This is a genomic window from Paenibacillus sp. J22P218, from assembly GCF_056269195.1.
On record NZ_JBWDNL010000001.1, the window covers coordinates 253,541 to 273,906 of the forward strand.

Annotated in this window: 18 protein-coding genes and 4 riboswitches; of the genes, 14 read left to right on the forward strand and 4 right to left on the reverse strand. The window is 51.4% G+C overall.

What is annotated here, in order from left to right; translation table 11 throughout:
* Positions 1-89 precede the first annotated feature (89 nt).
* The 5 genes from AC0YN0_RS01200 to AC0YN0_RS01220 all read left to right on the forward strand — a co-directional run bounded on the left by AC0YN0_RS01200 (position 90) and on the right by AC0YN0_RS01220 (position 6,100).
* The gene (locus AC0YN0_RS01200) at positions 90-2,066 is read left to right on the forward strand and encodes a glycoside hydrolase family 127 protein (RefSeq protein ID WP_475819650.1); all 1,977 of its coding nucleotides are present in this window, start codon (positions 90-92) and stop codon (positions 2,064-2,066) included.
* A 420-nt stretch (positions 2,067-2,486) separates the two neighbouring features.
* Entirely contained in the window at positions 2,487-3,317 is an 831-nt protein-coding gene (gene kduI, locus AC0YN0_RS01205; protein ID WP_475819651.1) for a 5-dehydro-4-deoxy-D-glucuronate isomerase, read from the forward strand.
* 30 nt (positions 3,318-3,347) lie between these two features.
* The gene (locus AC0YN0_RS01210; RefSeq protein WP_475819652.1) at positions 3,348-4,142 is read left to right on the forward strand and encodes a DeoR/GlpR family DNA-binding transcription regulator; all 795 of its coding nucleotides are present in this window, start codon (positions 3,348-3,350) and stop codon (positions 4,140-4,142) included.
* Between the two features lie 4 nt (positions 4,143-4,146).
* The gene (kduD, locus tag AC0YN0_RS01215) at positions 4,147-4,902 is read left to right on the forward strand and encodes a 2-dehydro-3-deoxy-D-gluconate 5-dehydrogenase KduD (RefSeq protein ID WP_475819653.1); all 756 of its coding nucleotides are present in this window, start codon (positions 4,147-4,149) and stop codon (positions 4,900-4,902) included.
* Between the two features lie 136 nt (positions 4,903-5,038).
* The gene (locus tag AC0YN0_RS01220; RefSeq protein ID WP_475819654.1) at positions 5,039-6,100 is read left to right on the forward strand and encodes an endonuclease/exonuclease/phosphatase family protein; all 1,062 of its coding nucleotides are present in this window, start codon (positions 5,039-5,041) and stop codon (positions 6,098-6,100) included.
* Between the two features lie 77 nt (positions 6,101-6,177).
* On the opposite strand, the gene pepT is transcribed toward AC0YN0_RS01220, so the two are convergent.
* Positions 6,178-7,410 carry a peptidase T gene (gene pepT / locus AC0YN0_RS01225; RefSeq protein ID WP_475819655.1) on the reverse strand — a complete coding sequence of 411 codons (1,233 nt, stop codon included), beginning with the start codon at positions 7,408-7,410 and terminating at the stop codon, positions 6,178-6,180.
* Between the two features lie 219 nt (positions 7,411-7,629).
* Here pepT and AC0YN0_RS01230 point away from each other — a divergent pair, with 219 nt between their 5' ends.
* Genes AC0YN0_RS01230 through AC0YN0_RS01240 form a run of 3 tightly spaced genes read left to right on the forward strand, consistent with a single transcriptional unit; the run spans position 7,630 to position 11,821 of the window.
* Positions 7,630-8,817, forward strand: a complete 1,188-nt coding sequence (locus AC0YN0_RS01230; RefSeq protein ID WP_475819656.1) for an amino acid deaminase/aldolase — start codon at positions 7,630-7,632, stop codon at positions 8,815-8,817.
* Positions 8,814-10,115 carry a D-arabinono-1,4-lactone oxidase gene (locus AC0YN0_RS01235; RefSeq protein WP_475819657.1) on the forward strand — a complete coding sequence of 434 codons (1,302 nt, stop codon included), beginning with the start codon at positions 8,814-8,816 and terminating at the stop codon, positions 10,113-10,115. Before AC0YN0_RS01230 ends, AC0YN0_RS01235 begins: the two co-directional genes overlap by 4 nt.
* 56 nt (positions 10,116-10,171) lie before the next feature.
* Complete coding sequence (locus AC0YN0_RS01240; RefSeq protein ID WP_475819658.1) at positions 10,172-11,821, forward strand: FAD-binding dehydrogenase; 1,650 nt, start codon at positions 10,172-10,174, stop codon at positions 11,819-11,821.
* 273 nt (positions 11,822-12,094) lie between these two features.
* Here AC0YN0_RS01240 and AC0YN0_RS01245 read toward each other — a convergent pair whose 3' ends face one another.
* Positions 12,095-12,952: an AraC family transcriptional regulator gene (locus AC0YN0_RS01245; RefSeq protein WP_475819659.1), complete on the reverse strand. Its 858-nt coding sequence runs from the start codon at positions 12,950-12,952 to the stop codon at positions 12,095-12,097.
* Between the two features lie 446 nt (positions 12,953-13,398).
* Between AC0YN0_RS01245 and AC0YN0_RS01250 the strand changes: the two genes are divergently transcribed.
* The 3 genes from AC0YN0_RS01250 to AC0YN0_RS01260 are packed head-to-tail and all read left to right on the forward strand — an operon-like array spanning position 13,399 to position 15,802.
* On the forward strand, positions 13,399-14,214 hold the full coding sequence (locus AC0YN0_RS01250) for an ABC transporter ATP-binding protein (RefSeq protein ID WP_475819660.1): 816 nt from the start codon (positions 13,399-13,401) through the stop codon (positions 14,212-14,214).
* Positions 14,211-15,014: an ABC transporter permease gene (locus AC0YN0_RS01255; RefSeq protein ID WP_475819661.1), complete on the forward strand. Its 804-nt coding sequence runs from the start codon at positions 14,211-14,213 to the stop codon at positions 15,012-15,014. The genes AC0YN0_RS01250 and AC0YN0_RS01255 overlap by 4 nt, the downstream gene beginning before the upstream one ends.
* A gap of 5 nt (positions 15,015-15,019) precedes the next feature.
* The gene (locus tag AC0YN0_RS01260) at positions 15,020-15,802 is read left to right on the forward strand and encodes an ABC transporter permease (protein ID WP_475819662.1); all 783 of its coding nucleotides are present in this window, start codon (positions 15,020-15,022) and stop codon (positions 15,800-15,802) included.
* 68 nt (positions 15,803-15,870) lie between these two features.
* On the opposite strand, the gene AC0YN0_RS01265 is transcribed toward AC0YN0_RS01260, so the two are convergent.
* Both AC0YN0_RS01265 and AC0YN0_RS01270 read right to left on the reverse strand, forming a co-directional pair.
* Complete coding sequence (locus AC0YN0_RS01265; RefSeq protein WP_475819663.1) at positions 15,871-16,302, reverse strand: hypothetical protein; 432 nt, start codon at positions 16,300-16,302, stop codon at positions 15,871-15,873.
* Between the two features lie 5 nt (positions 16,303-16,307).
* Positions 16,308-16,478: riboswitch (cyclic di-AMP (ydaO/yuaA leader) on the reverse strand.
* Between the two features lie 65 nt (positions 16,479-16,543).
* Positions 16,544-16,939, reverse strand: a complete 396-nt coding sequence (locus AC0YN0_RS01270) for a hypothetical protein (RefSeq protein WP_475819664.1) — start codon at positions 16,937-16,939, stop codon at positions 16,544-16,546.
* Positions 16,940-16,944: 5 nt separating this feature from the next.
* Positions 16,945-17,104, reverse strand: a riboswitch (cyclic di-AMP (ydaO/yuaA leader).
* 397 nt (positions 17,105-17,501) lie between these two features.
* Positions 17,502-17,709: riboswitch (cyclic di-AMP (ydaO/yuaA leader) on the forward strand.
* A gap of 25 nt (positions 17,710-17,734) precedes the next feature.
* Positions 17,735-17,917, forward strand: a riboswitch (cyclic di-AMP (ydaO/yuaA leader).
* 128 nt (positions 17,918-18,045) lie between these two features.
* Between AC0YN0_RS01270 and AC0YN0_RS01275 the strand changes: the two genes are divergently transcribed.
* The 3 genes from AC0YN0_RS01275 (at position 18,046) to kdpA (ending at position 20,356) form a co-directional block, all read left to right on the forward strand.
* Positions 18,046-18,441, forward strand: a complete 396-nt coding sequence (locus tag AC0YN0_RS01275) for a hypothetical protein (protein WP_475819665.1) — start codon at positions 18,046-18,048, stop codon at positions 18,439-18,441.
* 142 nt (positions 18,442-18,583) lie between these two features.
* Positions 18,584-18,661 carry a K(+)-transporting ATPase subunit F gene (gene kdpF, locus AC0YN0_RS01280; RefSeq protein WP_442048104.1) on the forward strand — a complete coding sequence of 26 codons (78 nt, stop codon included), beginning with the start codon at positions 18,584-18,586 and terminating at the stop codon, positions 18,659-18,661.
* A 15-nt stretch (positions 18,662-18,676) separates the two neighbouring features.
* Positions 18,677-20,356, forward strand: a complete 1,680-nt coding sequence (kdpA, locus tag AC0YN0_RS01285) for a potassium-transporting ATPase subunit KdpA (RefSeq protein ID WP_475819666.1) — start codon at positions 18,677-18,679, stop codon at positions 20,354-20,356.
* The last annotated feature ends 10 nt before the right edge of the window (positions 20,357-20,366 follow it).

The window sequence follows — 20,366 nt, forward strand, 5'->3', positions numbered from 1 at the left end:
TTATTATATTTATGTTTCATTGTAGCGCATACAATAGGAATCAGCAGCACATAAATTATTACTTTCTTTCGGAGAGGTGCGAGTTACTGATGGGACAAGCGGTAAATAATAGGAGCAAGGCAAGACCGGCTTCGCTTCAAGACGTTCAAATAAAAGACGATTTCTGGAGCTACTATATCGATTTGGTGCGAGACGTCGTCGTTCCGTATCAATGGGATGCGCTGAACGATCGAATCGAAAGCGCAGATCCGAGCCATGCGATCGCCAACTTCAAGATAGCAGCCGGCGAAGCCGAAGGCAGCTACCACGGTATGGTGTTCCAGGACAGCGATGTGGCCAAATGGCTGGAAGCCGTCGGTTACTTGCTGCATACGAGAAAAGATCCGGCGCTCGAGGTCATCGCCGACGAAGTTATAGATACGATTGCGAAGGCGCAGCATGCGGATGGCTACTTGAATACGTATTATACGCTCAAGGAACCGGGCAAGAAGTGGACGAACTTGACGGAATGCCACGAATTGTATTGCGCCGGCCATATGATCGAAGCGGGCGTTGCGTATTACAAAGGAACAGGCAAGCGCAAGCTGCTTGATGTCGTATGCAAGATGGCTGACGATATTGCTGTTGTTTTCGGCGATGGACCAGGTCAAATTGCCGGTTACGATGGTCACCAGGAAATTGAGCTGGCGCTCGTGAAGCTGTACGAAGCGACGGGCGAAAATAAATATTTGGAACTAAGCCGATACTTTATCGATAAGCGCGGACAGAAACCGAGTTTCTTCCATGCGGAGGCGGAAGCGCGGGGTTGGACATCGCATTGGCATAATGGAAGGCTGCAGCTTGACGATGCCTATTTCCAAGCGCATGTGCCGGTTCGCGATCAGGACGTAGCGATAGGCCACGCGGTGCGCGTCGTATATATGCTTGCGGGAATGGCTGACGTAGCTCGCGAAACGAATGATCAATCGTTGGTCGATGCTTGCCGTAAGCTTTGGGACAATATCGTCTCCAAGCAAATGTACGTAACGGGCGGCATCGGCTCGATGGCGAACGGGGAAGCCTTCTCGATCGATTATGATCTGCCGAATGACACGGCTTATTCGGAGACGTGCGCCGCAATCGGACTTATTTTCTTTGCGCACCGGATGCTGCAGATTGAACCGAACAGCCGGTATGCGGACGTACTAGAGCGTGCGCTCTATAACACGGTAATCGCAGGCATGTCCCGCGACGGCAAACATTTCTTCTACGTTAATCCATTGGAAGTAACGCCGGAAGTATGCGAAGGAAACAATAAAACCTACAATCACGTTAAGCCGGTACGCCAACAATGGTTTGGCTGCGCTTGCTGCCCGCCGAATATTGCGCGCTTGCTTGCTTCCCTAGGTGAGTATACGTATGCGGTCAAAGGCTCGACGATCTATTCGCATTTGTATATCGGCGGCGAGGCAACCTTGCAGGTTGAAGGAACAAGTGTACAGCTTGCACAGAAATCAAGCATGCCATGGTCGGGCAACGTCAGCTATGAAGTGAAGCCTGCTGAGCCGACCAAGTTCGCGCTTGCGCTCCGCCTTCCGGATTGGAGTGCTTCCGCGACGATTACCGTGAACGGCAAGCCTTATGCATATGAGGATAAGATTGAAGGCGGATACGCAATCGTAGAGAAAACATGGTCCTCTGGAGATGTCGTGGAGCTTGTGCTTGAGATGCCGGTTATGCGCGTAAGAAGCAATCCGCTTGTGAAGTATAACGCCGGCAAAGTTGCGCTGCAGCACGGACCGCTCGTCTACTGCGTCGAGGAAGCGGATAATGGCGCGGGTCTTGGCTCGCTAATGCTGCCCGTCGACTCGGAGCTGCGCGTGTCGTTCGACAAAGGGCTTGCGGGAGGACTGCAAGTGATCTCGGCCCAAGCGCTCAAGCTGGAGTATAAGCAGTGGGGAACGCAGTTGTACCGCACGGATTCATCGGCTTACTTGGCGCCTGCCGAAGCGAAGTTCATCCCTTATTACGCTTGGGCGAACCGCGGCAAAGGCGAGATGGCGGTTTGGGTGAAGGAACGCGTGTAAAGTACTTTATATTAAGGTTCTAAGGTGCTGGATGAACGCGAGACCGAATATATAGGATGAGGGTAGGGTCGTATAAGCCTAAGTTGGCTTGTACGGCTCTTTTTCTAGTTAGTTTGAACTGGATCTAACGGACAGCAGAAGCTCTTATTCGTTCGTTTACCCTCTGATCGCCCTCGTTACGGACACAGCTGACGCTATACCTGTCAAACGAGGCTAGAACGCTCTAGTTATGAGGGAATAGGGTCTCCTCGGTCCGTTAACTCGCGGGAAGCACATTATTCGGCGTATTAGCGTCGCTGGTGTCCGTAAAGGAGATTGCGGAACGAGAAGCAATCTTTCGAAAATGTACTTTTTATGTTCGTAATTGTGTGTTATTATAGAAAACGAACAATAACATACCTATTAGGAGGCTTTTATACAATGGAAGTGCGCCATACTACGAACCCAACCGATGTGAAGCTATATGATACGGAACGTCTTCGCCAGGAGTTTTTGATCGAAAGCTTATTCAAGCAGGATCAAATCAAAATGACTTATACACACTATGACCGTATGGTCGTTGGCGGAGCAGTGCCGGTTACGAAAGCGCTTGAACTGGAAGCGGCTGCTACGCTTAAGACGGAATACTTCCTTGAGCGCCGCGAGATCGGCTTCCTGAACATTGGCGGACCGGCATCGATTTCCGTTGACGGCGAATCGTATGAGCTTAGCAAGCTTGAGGTGCTGTATGTCGGCAAAGGCAAACGTCAAGTGCTGCTTACAAGCCTTGATGCTGCCAATCCGGCTAAGCTGTATTTCTGCTCCGCCCTTGCGCACAAAGAAATCGAGACGCGCAAAATGACGGTAGAGGAAGCGAACCCTTCGCACCTTGGCTCGCAAGAAACTTCCAATGAACGCGTCCTTTATAAATATATTCATGCAGACGGTATTCAAAGCTGCCAGCTGATGCTTGGCGTTACGAGCTTGAAGACGGGCAGCGTGTGGAATACGATGCCTTCGCACGTGCATGACCGCCGCATGGAAGCTTACTTGTACTTTGACATGAACGACGACGCGCGCGTGTTCCATATGATGGGCGAGCCTTCGCAAACAAGACATCTTGTCGTGGCGAACGAGCAAGCGATTATTTCGCCGCCATGGTCGATTCATTCCGGCGTGGGCACAAGCAACTACACCTTCTGTTGGTCGATGGCCGGCGAGAACTACACGTTCACGGATATGGACGCGGTACCTGCAAGCCAGTTAAAATAGTCGTACTGAAAGATTTGGGAGGTACGCGTCATGCTAGCAGCGGAAAGGCATCGCAAAATTATAGAAAAATTAGAGCGTAACGGCGCGGTCAAAGTATCCGAGCTAAGCGAGCAATTCCAGGTAACGGAGAAGACAGTCCGCGAGGATCTGGAGAAGTTGGAAGAGAAGGGGCTGCTGAAGCGCACGCACGGCGGGGCGGTCATGGAGCAGAACGGGGAGGACAGCCTGCTTCCGATCCAATACCCGAACAGCAAACACCAGTCCGAGAAGACGGCGATCGCGGCGCTTGCGGTAACTTGCATCGAGCCGGAAGACATTATTGCTCTGGATGCCGGAAGCACGACGCTTGAGGTGGCCAGACTGCTCCCGAACATGCCTGTAACGGTACTGACGAACGATCTGCTCATTATCCGGGAACTGATCATGAAGGATCAGGTTAGGCTTGTTGTTCCCGGCGGATATCGCCATAACAATCTGCTTATCGGCGCGGAATCGCAGGAATGGATTAAGCGGCTTAATGTCCATAAGCTGTTTCTGTCGACGACCGGCATTCATATGGAGTACGGCTTAACGATCTTCACCGAGGAACTGACGAAGCTGAAGAAGATGTATATGGAGAATGCGAAAACCGTCTATTGCCTGGCCGACCATAGCAAATTCGACCGAGGGGCGCTCATTACGTATGCGGCTTTGAAAGATGTCGATATCATCATTACCGATGATGGCATAACTCCAGAAATAGAAGCGAAGTATGAAGCATATGGCCTTCAAATGATGAAAGCATCGGCGGCAGGCGGCGGCAAACGCAATAAAGGGAAGGTGTAGAACGATGGGATTGTTTGATTTAAGCGGTAAAACGGCTGTTGTGACAGGAGCAGGTCGCGGGCTTGGAGAAGCGATCGCGCTTGGGCTGGCTCAAGCAGGCGCCGATATTGCGCTCGTAACAAACCGAACGCCTGCGGACAAGGCTGCGGAAGCGATTCGCGCACTTGGACGCAAAGCGATTACCATTCAGGTAGATGTTGCCGATCGCGGCAAGCTGCCTGGCATCATTGAACGGACCGTCGACGAGCTAGGCAAGATCGACATTTTGGTGAATAACGCGGGCATTATCCGGCGTACGCCTGCGGCCGATCACAGCTACGCCGATTGGCAGGACGTGCTGGACGTCAATTTGAATTCCGTATTCGCGCTTTGCCAGCTTGCGGGCAACCGCATGATCGAGCAAGGCTCGGGCAAAATCATCAATATTGCTTCGATGCTTTCCTTCCAAGGCGGCATCAACGTTCCGGGCTACACGTCGAGCAAGCATGCGGTAGCTGGCCTTACCAAAGCTCTTGCGAGCGAATGGGCTTCGAAGGGCGTGCAAGTGAATGCCATCGCTCCGGGCTACATGAGCACGGACAATACGGAAGCGCTTCGCGAAGATCCGGTTCGCAGCGCCCAAATCCTTGGCCGCATCCCGGCTGGCCGTTGGGGTACGTCCGAGGATATGATCGGTCCTGCGGTATTCCTTTCATCCGCCGCATCCGATTATATGAACGGCCATATTCTCGCTGTAGACGGCGGCTGGCTCGTTCGATAAGCAGCGTTGTGTTGCAAGCCTCCAAGCTATCATAGCTTGGGGGATTTTTTTTTGGAGCAAAGCTTTGATTGCCTAGATATGGATTGTGTTTCATAATCGTAACTAATAGAACAAAAGGGTAAAAGGAGGAAGGAAGTTGCTGCGGAGAACGTTAACATGGATAGGATGGATAATTGCCATACCGGTCGCTATTGCTGCTCTGTTCCTTATTTATGTGACATTGGTCGATTACAAGCCTGCTTCGGAGCTAGCGCTTGAAGCCAGCCATAACAGCCAGCAAGCGTTGAAGCAAGGCGATTCTGTAACGGTAACAACCTTTAACATCGGATATGCAGGCCTAGATCAAGGGCAAGATTTTTTCGTGGATGGCGGCAAAATGTCTCGTTCGAGCAGCAAGGGGCAGACCGAAGCTAATCTTGCTGCTATTGCTGATTTTTTGCAGGGTACGCAATCGGATTTCTATTTGCTGCAAGAGGTTGATACCCGATCATCTCGAAGCTACAAGATTGACGAAGCGGCTGCTCTAAGCGACACATTATCCGATTACGACAGCACTTATGCGATTAATTATAAAGTGCCGTGGGTGCCTGTTCCTGTGTTTGATCCGATGGGGACGGTCAGAAGCGGTCTGATGACGTTATCTACGTTCCAAAGTACATCTCATGTACGTTATGATCTGCCCGGCAAGGAAAGCTGGCCCGTGCAGCAATTGGAGCTGGATCGCGCATTAATCGCAAGCCGGTTTCCAGTCGACAATGGCAAGGAGCTGGTGCTGATCAATCTGCATCTGTCCGCGTTTGACAAGGGCGGGACCATTCGCAAGCAGCAATTGGATTTCTTGGACGGTTTTATTCGCGAGGAATCAGACAAAGGCAACTATCTCATCGTTGGCGGCGACTGGAATCACTCTCTCCCTTCAACCGATGCCGCTGCTTTCGAAGCGGAGCAGGATTGGCCGGAATGGCTGCAGCCGTTTCCTGAAGGCTTCGGGTTAGAAGGGCTTCAGTGGGCGAATGATCCCGCTGTCCCATCCGTTAGAACGCTTGACATTCCTTATGAGAAAGGCGTTAATTTTCTTGCTGTGATCGACGGTTTCCTAGTATCGCCGAATATTGGGATAACGAGTGTGAAGGGGCATGACCTCGGCTTTGCGAACAGCGATCATAACCCTGTGACGGCCAGCTTTGTATTGAAGTAATAATAAAAGCGAGGAGGATCTCATTCGCCATGAACCTAAGTTCATGGGAGATGAGGTTCTCCTCGCTTTCTATCGAACTATGCACGCTCTTCGTACAGCTTAACGATTTCAATAATGGTGTTCACGGCATGAAGCATGCTGTCGACCGATACATACTCGTAACGGCCATGGTAGTTCTCTCCGCCAGTAAAAATGTTCGGCGTCGGAAGCCCCATGTAGGACAGCTGCGATCCATCCGTTCCCCCGCGTATCGGCTGGATGATCGGCGTAATGCCGAGACGCTCCATCGCCTGCCTTGCAATATCGACGATTTCTTTGACAGGCTCGATTTTCTCGCCCATATTGAAATATTGATCGCGCAGCTCAAGCTCAATACGATCGGCGCCGTACTTCGCCTTCAAGGTCTCGACGATGTCGGTCAGCTCGGCTTTGCGGCCATTGAATCGCTCGCGGTCATGGTCGCGAATCAAGTAACGAAGCTGAGCCTCTTCCACGTCGCCTTGAATCGAGGATAGATGGAAGAACCCCTCGTAACCTTCGGTATGCTCAGGAGCTTCTTCGGCAGGAAGCTTGCTCTGAAGCTCTACGGCGATTTTCACCGCATTGATCATCTTGCCTTTGGCAGTGCCGGGATGAACGTTCTTGCCCTTGATTGTAATCGCGGCTGCTGCTGCATTGAAGCTCTCGAATTGCAGCTCCCCAAGCGGTCCTCCATCGAGCGTATAGGCATATGAAGCATCGAACGCTGCCACGTCGAATTTATGCGGGCCTCTGCCAATCTCCTCATCGGGCGTGAACGCGACACGTATTCTGCCATGCTTCACCTCTGGATGTTGAATGAGATAATTCATCGCCGTCATAATCTCGGTAATTCCGGCTTTGTCGTCCGCTCCAAGCAGCGTGGTGCCGTCAGTCGTAATGAGTGTTTGTCCCTTATAGCCTGACAGCTCAGGGAAGTCACGCGGCGACAATACAATTCGGAGCTCTTCGTTCAGCGTAATATCGCCTCCGTCATACGCTTCAACGACTTGCGGCTTCACGTTGGCGCCAGACAGCTCGGTGGCGGTGTCGACATGGGCGAGGAAGCCGATCGTCGGGATCGGCTTGTCGCTGTTGGCAGGAAGGGTTGCCATAACATAGCCATTGTCGTCAAGCGTTATCTCCTGCATGCCGATCGCCTTAAGCTCCTCTACAAGTATACGCGCCAGCGTCAGCTGTCCTGGTGTGGAAGGGCAGCTTGTATAGCTTTCGTTCGATTGCGTATCCACCTTGGCGTAGGTGACGAATCGATTCATAATTTCGGATTTCATCGGTAACAGTCATCTCCAATTGTAATAGACATATTCATCATTATAATACAAACGCGCCCTCAACGAGAAACGGTCGACAACATCTCCGATTTTCACCGAAAAAAACACAAAATAAGCGATTTACCCGGCGCTGCATGCAGGATAATCGCGCCCGCTAAAGAATGACTTCATATAGATGAAGAAGCTTGTCCATTTGTTCACGAAAGGGCTGATCGGGTAGTGGACGCTTATGAGTATTACAAACAAATATTTGCAGATCTGCCGAAGCCCCTTGCTTATGTCGATCTCGACATGCTGGATGCGAATGCGGCTGCAATCGCCGCGGCAGCGGGAAGCAAAAAGGTGCGTATAGCGAGCAAGTCGATTCGTTGCGTCGATGCCATGCGGCGGCTTCTGCAAACAAGCGACGTATTCCAAGGCATCATGTGTTTTACGGCGGGCGAGGCGGCATTCCTTGCACGCCAAGGATTCGACGACCTGCTTCTTGGTTATCCGCAGTGGCATTCTGACGCATTGCTCGAATTGTTGGAGTTCATTCGCGAGGGTCGCTCGATCGTCTTTATGGTTGACTGCGAGGAGCATGCGATTCAGCTTGAGAGGCTGGCGGAGGATAGGCAAGTCGTTGTTCCTCTATGCATCGACATGGATATGTCTGCCGATTATCCCGGTTTGCACTTTGGGGTATGGCGCTCGCCGATTCGATCATGGGAACAGATGAAGCCGCTAGTGCAGCGCATTAGCGAATCAACGTGGCTGAGGCTGGACGGAATGATGGGCTATGAAGCCCAGGTAGCGGGAGTTGGCGATAACGTACCGGGCAAGCGATTCAAAAATGCGTCAATCAAATGGCTCAAAAAAAGATCGATCGCAGAAAGCGCAAGACGCAGGAAGGAAGCGGCCCAAGGCATTAGCGCTATGGGCATTTCCTTGCGCTTCGTGAATGCGGGCGGAACGGGAAGCATGGACAGCTCCCGCGAGGAAGCGTGCGTCACCGAAATCACGGCAGGCTCAGGCTTCTACGCGCCGGGTTTATTCGATCTCTACAGATCGTTCCGTTATAAGCCGGCGGCAGGTTTTGCCGTCGAGGTCGTTCGCCGGCCGAAAGCGGACATTGTCACTTGTATGGGCGGCGGTTATACCGCATCGGGTTCGCCTGGACCGGAGAAGGAGGCGAAGCCTTATTTGCCGGAAGGGCTGGAGCTGTTCAAGCTTGAGGGGGCGGGCGAGGTGCAGACGCCGCTGCGCGTGCCGTCCGGTTTGAAGCTTGAGCTCGGCGACCCCGTGTTCTTCCGCCATGCGAAGGCCGGAGAGCTCTGCGAGCGATTCGAAATTTTGTATGCGGTTTCGCAAGGGAAAATTGTTGGCGAATACAAGACTTATCGCGGAATGGGAGAGTGCTTCCTATGAAACAAGACTCGTCAGGCTGGTCGAATTGGTCGGGCTCGGTACAAGCGACGCCAAGACAGGTCATCATGCCGAGCAGCATCGAAGAGGTTGTAAATACGGTGCTCTTATGCCGCCGTGAAGGAAGAAGGCTGCGAACGGTTGGTTCAGGTCATTCCTTCACGCCGATAGCGGCATCCGACGATATACTGATCTCGCTAGACCGCATGCAAGGCATCGTATCCGTCGATCCGGAAGCGAGGACGGCAACCGTATGGGCAGGAACGAAGCTGAAGCTGCTTGGCGAGCTGCTGTTCGAGAACGGACTGGCTCAGGAAAATCTAGGCGATATCGATGTACAGTCGATTGCCGGGGCGATTAGCACGGGTACGCACGGGACGGGGCGAACACTCGGCAATATCGCAACGCAGATCGCCGAGCTCACCGTCGTTACGGGCACGGGTGAAGTCGTGCAATGTACGGAGCAATCTCATCCTGAATGGTTCAAAGCGTTCCAAATATCGCTTGGCACTCTCGGGATTATCGTGCAGGTGACGCTGAAGCTTGAGCCAGCCTACAAGCTCGAATACGAGAGCAGACGAATCCCTTTGTCTGAATGTTTGCAGCAATTGCCGAAGTTGGCGGGAGACAATCGCCACTTTGAATTTTATTGGTTTCCTTATGCGCAGCCATGCCAGATTAAGCTTACGAACAAGACGGACAAGGAAGTGACCGGAAGAAGGGCATGGGATCACATCAGCGAAGTGTGGATCGAGAATCGCTTATTCGGGCTTCTGTCGGAGGTATCCCGCAGGCTGCCGGGCACGAGCAAGCATATTAGCCGAATCTCCGCTTCGCAAGTTCCTGTAGGACGTAAGATCGACCACAGCCACCGATTGTTTGCTACACAGCGATATGTTCGTTTTAACGAAATGGAATACAATTTGCCGGCGGAAGCCATGTCACCGGCTATTGAAGAGATGCGAGAGGCCATGTCGCGCGGCAAGTACCGCGTTCACTTCCCGATCGAGTGCCGTTATGCGAAGGGCGACGATATTTGGCTTAGCCCGGCGCACGGAAGGGACTCGGCATACATCGCCGTTCACATGTACAAAGGGATGCCGCATGAAGCGTATTTCGAGGCGATGGAGCAAATCTTTTTGAATTACGGCGGCAGGCCGCATTGGGGCAAAATGCATAAGCTTCAAGCTGCGCAGTTGCAGACGCTGTATCCGAAGTGGCATTCATTCCAAGCGGTACGCGAGGAGCTGGATCCAGATCGCATATTGCTGAACGACTACATGCGGAAGCTGCTTGATTAAGCAGTCGTATCCAGCCGTCATCGGCTGAATCTATCTTCAAAAGGAGAGCTGTGCGAATGGAAGTTGACGCAATCGTAGTAGGCGCCGGTCTCGCTGGTCTTGTCGCGGCGGCAGAAATCGCAGACGCAGGGAAGAAGGTGCTGCTTCTCGACCAAGAACCGGAGAGCTCCCTTGGCGGGCAAGCGTGGTGGTCGTTCGGCGGACTGTTCCTTGTTGATTCGCCGGAGCAGAGAAGGCTTAGGATTAAAGATTCGAAGGCGCTGGCGTGGCAGGATTGGCTGGGAGCGGCAGGCTTCGACCGGGATGAGGACGAAGATTATTGGGGACGGAAGTGGGCTGAAGCTTATGTCGACTTCGCTTCGGGCGAGAAGAGAGCTTGGCTTCATGCGATGGGTGTTCGCTTCTTCCCGATTGTCGGCTGGGCTGAGCGCGGAGGTTATTTGGCGGAAGGTCACGGAAATTCCGTTCCCCGCTTTCACATCGTGTGGGGGACTGGGCCTGGCATCGTCGAGCCGTTCGAGCGGCGGGTTCGTGCGCATATGGCGAGCGGGAAGATTACGTATTTGCCGCGCCATAGGGTCGATAATCTGCTGCGCAGCAACGGCGCCGTCATAGGCGTGGAAGGGGCGGTGCTTGCGCCAAGCACGGCGGCGCGCGGTGAAGCAAGCTCCCGCGAGGAAGTTGGACGCTTCGAATATCGGGCGCAGGCCGTCCTTGTCAGCAGCGGAGGAATCGGCGCGAATCACGAGCTCGTTCGGCAGAACTGGCCGAGCAGGCTGGGGACGCCGCCCGATGATATGCTGTCAGGCGTTCCGGCTCACGTAGACGGGCGCATGCTCGCCATAACGGAGGAAGCAGGAGGCCGAATCGTTAACCGCGATCGGATGTGGCATTATACCGAGGGCATTAAGAACTGGGATCCGGTCTGGCATAAGCACGGCATTCGGATTCTTCCGGGTCCGTCATCGTTATGGCTGGATGCGAAGGGGCAGCGTTTCCCTGCGCCAAACTTCCCAGGGTTCGATACGCTTGGCACGCTAGAGACGATACAGAAGACAGGCTACAGCTATTCGTGGTTCATTCTGACGCAGAAGATTATTGAGCGCGAATTCGCGCTGTCCGGCTCGGAGCAAAATCCTGATCTGACCGGCAAAAGCATCAAGCAGGTGCTCGGCCGCGTGCTCCCTGGACCTACTGCACCGGTCAAGGCGTTCATGGAGAAGGGCGAAGACTTCGTCATTGCTGCGGATCTAGCCGAGCTCGTTGCCGGCATGAACAGGCTGACAGGTGAATCGTTGCTGAATTTCGCCGACATTGAACGCCAGATACAGGCGAGAGACCGCGAGATTGAGAACAGCTTTACGAAGGATATGCAAATTACAGCCATTCGGGGAGCTCGCAACTATATTGGCGATAAACTGATTCGTGTCGCGGCTCCGCATAAGCTGCTCGATCCGAAGAGCGGTCCGCTCATTGCCGTAAGACTTAGAATCGTCAGCCGCAAGACGCTCGGCGGATTGCAGACGGACTTGTCCGGCAGAGTGCTTGACGGGAACGGCGATCCGGTACCCGGCCTATATGCAGCCGGTGAAGCGTCCGGCTTCGGCGGCGGCGGCGTACACGGCTACCGCGCGCTCGAAGGCACTTTCCTCGGGGGCTGCCTCTTTTCGGGAAGAGTGGCCGGTCGTGCTATCGCCAAGCTGTGAATTATACGTAAATTTAAAAGCCGAGAATCCTTATGGATAAAGGATTCTCGGCTTTTTATTTTCACAGATGACAATGTTTGAGCCAGAAGATTGTTCAGGCAGGTGATTGTGTGAATAATCGTATAACACAAGCTGGCAACGGTCATAAGATAAAGTTTTTGTACGATAAACCACATAAAGTGTGGATGGAGTCGTATGGAGTCAGGGGCATTGTACGAAAATTCATATAAGACATGACACAACCAACACAACCCTTGGGGCTGCTGTTATACCTTACTTTTTAACGATCGGGATCCATACCTCGCAACGATAGTCGTCGGCCGTCGTGTCGCCGAGCGGATACATCTCAATTTCCGGTCCTTCGGCATGCTCGTATCCTGTAGCAGGGAACCATTCCTGATAAATTCTCCCGAATACGGATTGTATCGCACCGGGCAGCGGCCCGATGGAAGTGAATATCGCCCAAGTAGATGCCGGTATGGAGCGAAGCGACAACCCTTCAGCAGCGCCGCCGGTCGTTTGACCGGCAATCATATAGGTGAATTCCCCTTGTCCGGGCTTCATATCCAGGCAAATGCCAAGCAAATCTCCCTCGATCCCCGCTGCTTCAAATTGCTGAATAGTGCCGTTGCTGTTGCATTCCGCCCAAAACTTCGGGATGTCGCGCAAATTTTGGCCGTCCTCGCACGTTACCTCGATCGACTTGCCAATGACATTAAATGCTTCCTTCTCTTCAATGCGATAGTCCATGTCTTTGTCTCCCTTCAAGGATAAATGGAAAGAGATGCGTGGAAAAGCTTTCAGGCTGACGCCTGGTTTCCTGGCTTCCGACGGCGTTAAACCGTGGATCTTGCGGAACGCTTTGGCGAACGATTCGGGAGAATCGTAGCCATACTTGAGCGCTATGTCGATGACCTTGGCAGAAGACATCGCGAGCTCCTGAGCAGCTAAGGTCAGCCGGCGCTTACGCGTATATTCGGCTACCGTCATCCCAGTAAGGATATGGAACATGCGTTGAAAGTGGAAGGGAGAGACGAATGCCTCCTTCGCGATTTCCTCGATATCCAGCCGATCATCCATGCGTTCCTCAATTAAATCCAAGGCGTCCTTCATGCGGAGCAGCCATTCCAATCGCAGCACTTCCTTTCGTTACCTATATTATCACCACGCAGGACGGGAAACCTGTCATTGCGTGCTCTCTTCTAACAGGTGTCACCAATGAAATAAGAAAAGGCCGAGCGGTAGTAATAAGCTACTCGCTCGGCCATTTATATGCCGTAAACCTATTTTAGACAAATTTTAAGCTAGGGGGTCCGTCCTCGATCTCTATAATAATAGTATAGCTGGCGCAAAATTATAAGTCTATACTTTTTTGACTAATTTGGATATATTTTTTTAAATATAAGAGTTTATAAGTTTCACACTAATAATCAGGCTTATATTTCACCGCGAAACGATTGCTTGCACCACCTGAGGACGGCGTTAGCCGTTTACGCTTGAGCGGCGTTTGCGAAGTGTCATCGGACTTGATTGGAAGAGGGATACACATACACAATTAGCGAGGAGGTTTACTTGAAATGCAGGACAATATGATTGAACTAAAAGGAATTGGGAAGTCGTTCAAGGTAGCAAAACGTTCGGCTGGATTGAGGCAAGCGGCGAAAGCGTTGTTCGTACGGGAGCATACGGTTGTCGAGGCGCTTAAAGATATTTCTTTCTCGATTGGCAAGGGGGAGATTGTCGGATACATCGGCCCGAACGGAGCGGGGAAGTCGACGACGATTAAAGTAATGAGCGGCATACTCGTGCCGGATGAAGGAAGCTGCTCCATTATGGGCTATACACCATGGACGGATCGTACTGCTTATGTGAAAAATATCGGTGTCGTCTTCGGCCAGCGCTCCCAGCTATGGTGGGATGTGCCGGTGATTGATTCTTATGAGCTGCTCAAGGATATTTACAAGATACCGCCTAAGCGGTATGAAGACAATCTACGAATGCTGACGGAAACGCTGGACCTTGCAGAATTCATTCGTACGCCTGTGAGGCAGCTCAGCCTGGGCCAAAGAATGCGCTGCGAGATAGCGGCTTCGCTGCTGCATAGCCCAAGCGTATTGTTCCTCGACGAACCGACGATCGGACTTGATGCCGTGAGCAAGCTGGCTGTTAGGCAGTTTGTTAAGACAATCAACAAGGAGCAAGGCGTTACGGTCATTCTGACCACGCATGACATGGCCGATATAGAAGCGCTGGCCGACCGGATTCTTATGATTGGCAAGGGTACTTTGTTATACGACGGAAGCTTGGATCAGCTGCGCAGCCGGTTCGGCGTGCAGGAAAAAGAATCCTTGGATGAGATGATCGTTCAGCTCTATAAGGAGCATCAAATATGAGGGCCTATGTCTCGGTATGGAAGCTGAGATTCATTAATGGGCTGCAATATCGCGCATCTGCAATTGCGGGTACAATAACGCAGTTGTTTTTTGGATTCGTATTCATTATGATCTACATCGCTTTCTATAGTCATAGTACGGCGCAGCCGCCTATATCGTTGAAGGAAATTGTTACTTACGTCTGGCTGCAGCAAATTTTTCTTTCGTTCATCATGCTCTGGGCTCGCGACAATGAAATGTTCGATCTCATTACAACCGGCAATATTGCCTATGAATTGTGCAGGCCAATCGGCATATATCAGCTATGGTTCGCCAAGCTGCTCGCGCAGCGCGCGGCAAACGCAGCGCTGCGCTGCTTGCCGATTGTTCTTGTCGTGTTTTTTTTGCCGGAACCGTATCGCATGACAACACCCCCGGACTGGCCAACGTTTTTCTTCTTTGTTGCTTCATTGCTGCTGGGCTTATTCGTCATTGTTGCGATATCAATGATGATTTACATTTCCGTATTTTGGACACTGTCACCGACAGGTTCGATTCTAATGATCTCGATTGCCGGCGAATTCCTAGCCGGGATGATTATTCCCGTACCGCTTATGCCGGATTGGCTGCAACGGTTTACTTACGTATTGCCGTTCCGCTGGACGGTTGACTTCCCCTTCCGTGTATACTCAGGCCATATTGCACAGACGGAAGCGTTATGGGGGCTCATCATCCAGGTAGGCTGGCTTGGGGTGCTCATAGGAATTGGTTGGGCCGCAATGAGGAAGGCACTACGGCAAATAGTCATTCAGGGGGGCTAATCGCTATGCAACTCTATTTCAAATACTTATCGATTTTGTTCAAGTCGCAGCTGCAATATCGCGCTTCCTTCTGGCTGCTAAGCTTCGGACAGTTTTTTGTACCGGTAACGGTGTTCGCAGGTTTGTATTTTATGTTCGAGCGCTTTGGGGAACTGCAAGGCTGGACCTTCTTCGAGGTTGCGTTGTGTTTCGGCATTATTCATATGGCGTTCTCGCTAAGCGAATGTTTCGCGCGGGGCTTCGATGCATTCTCGGGTCTCGTGAGAAGAGGCGAGTTCGACCGTCTGCTTGTTCGTCCGCGCAGCACGGTACTCCAGGTGCTTGGGTCGCAATTCGAGTTCACGAGAGTCGGGCGGATGTTGCAAAGCGCGATTGTGCTTGGCTGGGCACTGTACAAGCTGCCGGTTGAATGGAACGCGGCGAAGGTAATGACACTTATATTGATGATCGTTTGCGGCGTATGTATCTTCGCAGGCATCTATATCTTGATGGCAACGATGTGCTTTTGGACGATTCAGGGACTTGAGATCGCAAACATTTTGACGGACGGAGGGCGGGAGATGGCGCAATACCCGCTGAATATTTACGAAAGATGGGTTAAAGTTCTGTTTACGTATATTATCCCGTTCGGATGCGTCAATTATTTGCCGTTGCTCTATATTCTTGGAAAGCAGAACGGCAATGACTTGTTCTATATGCTGCTGCCGCTTGCTGGTGTATTGTTCTTGGTACCTTGTCTAGCGGTATGGCATATCGGTGTCCGACATTATCGTTCGACCGGATCATAAGCTCGCCAATAACGTAAGCAAGCCCGCTCCTTCGCGCTGTAGGAGCGGGCTTGCTTCATTCTAATACGCTAATGGATGGACACATAGGCGACGGAACGGTTCTTAAGTACTGTCTCTTCGGTATTGCCTTCGATGAAGGTAGGGTTGTCGGTATGAGCGAGAAGATCGTCGATCGCGGTGCAGAACAATTCATTGAGTCTTCCATCCACATGTGCCGGCAGTAGAGAGTCATACAACGAGGCAGAATCCGTGAAAGCTCCGACGAATTGACGCAGCGGCTCGCTCCATTGCTTCAGATCGATTTGGCTGTCGGACTCAGGCGCAAAAAATTCACCCCAGCCGACCCCTTTGTTGCTTAACATTCGAAGACATACGCGATAACCGGAAGAGTCGACGGCGAGGGCAGGAATAACGAACAACTCGATGCGTGTGATGGTGAGACTGTCACTAAGATCTTGATCGGACAGAAAAGAAAGATGACAATCGGATTTCGTCAACATAAATAAACCTCTCCTTATTTCGCTTACGAGGTTAGCTGTCGGATTCGGACAGAGAGACGCCCTACCAAGGTTACAAATCCTTGGATTCACCCCTTGCGAGCGGATCGATTGATCCAAGTAGTGGCTCGCGTTGGTTCCCCCGCTTTTTCAAACGAAAAATTCAGCGTTAGTATGCCGTATATTATAAATCTATCCGCGCCGTTTGTAAATGATTTTCGCTAAATATTCTGACAACTTACTCTTAAAACAGTGAGATATAGGAAACGGAGCACTTCAGTAAATCTCCACTCATGGCGGGATTTCTCGTACTCTTGTCGTTCCGAACGTGAAGAAGCGCGTCGTTGAACAAACCGTGAATGCGATTGTCAACGGGGATTTCCTTAGCATGTATCTCACCTATATAACGATGCAGCATGCTGCCCCATCTGACCCAGTCTGCCGGTTTATCTGCTTCATTCACGAACAACTCACCCCAGCCTAATCCGTTAGTCGTTGCTAAATGGAGACAGACGCGATAACCTGTGCGATAACCATCGTAATCAGGAATGACGAACATCTCGATTCTTCGAATGCTTAGCGCCGGGCAGTCGTTGGTGCAAGAAGGTAATGGCTCGTCGATTTGTGCTTGTATGAACATATGAAATTCTCTCCTCTATTCGCTTACGAGGTTAGCTGACGGATTCGGACTAGAGAGCTGCCCTACCGAGGCAATGCCTCGGATTCACCCCATTCGAACAATCGAACGATTGCTCTTGTTGGTTCCCCCGCTTTATCCTATGGACAAATTCAGCGATAATGATATGCCTTTTTCGGCTCGACGTCTATCCTAAACCGATTCGAAGCATTTGTAAAAGGTTCATTTTGTTGCACAAGACGCTCTAAGAGCAAATTAGAGGAGCGACGTTCATTTTATCCATGAAAAGAGGCTTTTTCGATGGAATACTCGTTTTTACTTCTGTTATTTATGATTTGAAAAAAAGCATGCTTGCGCGTGTTGGATACGAAATTCAGACATATATGTAATTTCAGAAAACGAGAGATAATTGGCGAAAAAGTGAGTAATATCGAGATATTACTTTTTGAAAACGTTAACGATCACTCTATAAGCTCCTATATTATCCAATATGGTCGCTGGGCCTGCTTTACATAAAATTTGGCTGGGAGTAAGATTCGATACAGGATTCGCAATTGAAGTTGCGATGGACTGATCGCTGAGTTTCCGCGAGGCAAGCGGAAAGCGGGGGAACCAAATGTGAAGCGGTGCGTCTGTACGATGTGAGAGTCGGAAAGGCGGCACGGCAGGGGTGAATCTTCGAAGAGGCAGCACCATGGATGCCGCTTCGAAGTAGGGCGACTCTCACCGCCCGAATCCGACAGCTAACCTCGTAAGCGTGGTTTGGAGAGAGGAATGATACAACGATTCGTTTTAATTGCTATTTTATCGCTGAGTTCCGCAGCAGTCTGCGGGAACGGGGGAACCAAAGAGCGATGCGCCGCGATGGAGTCGGCCGCATAGGTGCTCATGGGGTGAATCGCAAGGCGTAACCACCTTGCGTAGGGCGACTCTCACGCCCGAATCCGACAGCTAACCTCGTAAGCGTAATCGAGAGAGGCAACCATCGCAGTGCCGATTCGGCATGGCTTCCTTAGCCATGCCTCCGAAGAAGCCCGCGGGGAAAGGTCCTCTTTTCCCGCAGGCTTCTTTTTTGTTGCCTTTTTTCAGAAATTCGGAGGAGATTGCCGTTGGGCGAGGAGCATATTATCGTTGCCGGGCTTAATGAAGCTGGCAAAGCATTCATAAAAACATTGGTATTTCGCGGACTGCCGTTCATCGTCCTGACGAACAGCAAGCTAGAGGAAAGACAACTTCGTAAGCATGGACTTAATAACGTTTTATACGTGAATACTAATGACAGGAATAGTTGGATGATACCGGAAAAGGTCATTGGCGATGTCTTCATCTTTGAGAGCAGCTTAGCTCTTAGCTGCAGGTTCATACAATGCTGCAGGGATTGGACGTCTGGATCGATCTACGTCATTACGACGCATTGGAATCCAAGAGTCATATATAAAGGGCTTGGCGCAGATCACATCGTACATTCGCAAACCGGCGAAATTGGGTTTCTATTGAAAAAATAACTTTTTGTAAATGTCTATAGCAGGAGGGAACTGCCTTGATGGATCTGTACATGATTGGTACTTTAATCGTTTGCTTCGGATTGTTTTATGGTTTTCTTGCTTGGTGCGACAGAGCTGTCAAGCAAACGGGGGGCGATGGCGAATGATTATCGTAGCAGCGCTTGCGGTGCTCGTATTCGGTTACCTCTTATATGCTTTAATTCACCCGGAAAAATTTTAACCAGGAGGAACAACGATGGATATTTTGCAGCTATTAATTGTCATTGCCGTTCTTCTGCTGCTTGTGAAGCCGCTCGGAACGTATGTGTATCACGTATTCTCGAACGAGTCCAACCGGCTCGATAACGTATATGGAGGATCGGAACGGTTCATTTACAGGTTGATTGGACTTAAGAATCGAGCGGGCATGAGCTGGAAAACGTATGCGCTCTGTTTCATCGCCACGAACATCATTTTGGTAGCTTTCAGCTATCTGATTCTACGGCTGCAGCATGCGCTGCCGCTTAATCCAAACGGCATGGCGAGCATGGAGCCTACGCTTACGTTTAATACGATTATCAGTTTCATGACCAATACGAACCTGCAGCATTACAGCGGCGAGAGCGCTTTGTCTTATTTCTCGCAAATGGCGGTCATCATGATGATGATGTTCACATCCGCTGCAACTGGGTTTTCAGTCGCAATCGCGTTCGTAAGGGGCATTACGAGCAAAGGAAAAACGATCGGCAACTTTTTCGAAGATTTTGTTAAAGCCCATACGAGAATTTTTCTTCCGTTGGCCTTTATCGTTACGCTCGTTCTCGTTGCGCTGCAAGTACCGCAGACACTCGATCCGACGATCGCGATCAAGACGTTCGAGGGCGCGGTGCAACAAATTGCCATTGGACCGGTCGCTTCGCTGGAATCGATCAAGCATCTCGGTACGAACGGCGGCGGCTTCTTCGGCGTCAACTCGGCTCATCCGTTCGAGAATCCGAATCCGTTAACGAATGTCATCGAAATTTTGTGCATGTGGGTTCTTCCAGCAGCACTGCCTTACACGTTCGGTTTATTCGCCAAAAATAAAAAGCAGGGCTGGATCATTTTTTCGGCCATGATGACCTTGTTCCTCGTATTCCTTAGCGTTGCTTATGGCGCCGAGAAGATGGGCAACCCGGCAATGGCCGCGCTTGGCATCGACGCCTCGCAGGGGAGCATGGAGGGCAAAGAGGTTCGATTCGGCATCGCGCAATCCGCTCTCTTCACGACGGTGACGGCGGCTGCGACGACAGGAACGGTCAACAATATGCACGATACGCTTACGCCGCTTGGCGGACTGGTGCCGCTGGCCGAAATGATGCTTAACGTCGTATTCGGGGGCAAGGGCGTAGGGCTAATTAATATGCTTATGTACGCGATCTTGGCCGTGTTTATATGCGGGCTTATGGTTGGACGGACGCCGGAGTTTCTCGGGCGGAAGATCGAGCCTCGCGAAATGAAGCTGATCGCCATCGCGATTCTCGCGCATCCGTTCATTATCCTTGTACCGACCGCTCTCGCGTTCATGACCGATCTTGGTTACGCAGCCGTTACCAACCCGGGCTTCCACGGCATAAGCCAGGTGCTCTACGAGTATACGTCCTCGGCTGCCAATAATGGCTCCGGCTTCGAAGGACTTGGCGATAATACGCCTTTCTGGAATATTAGCACCGGACTTGTCATGCTCTTCGGACGCTACATCTCGATGATCGCGATGCTCGCCGTAGCGGGATCGCTTGCACGCAAGCAGCCGGTTCCGGAGACCATCGGCACGTTTCGCACGGATAATAAGCTGTTCCTTGGACTGTTGATCGGTACGGTGTTGCTGATTGGCGCTTTAACATTTTTGCCGGTTATCGTTCTCGGACCGATAGCCGAACATTTGACACTCCGCTAACGGATGAGGT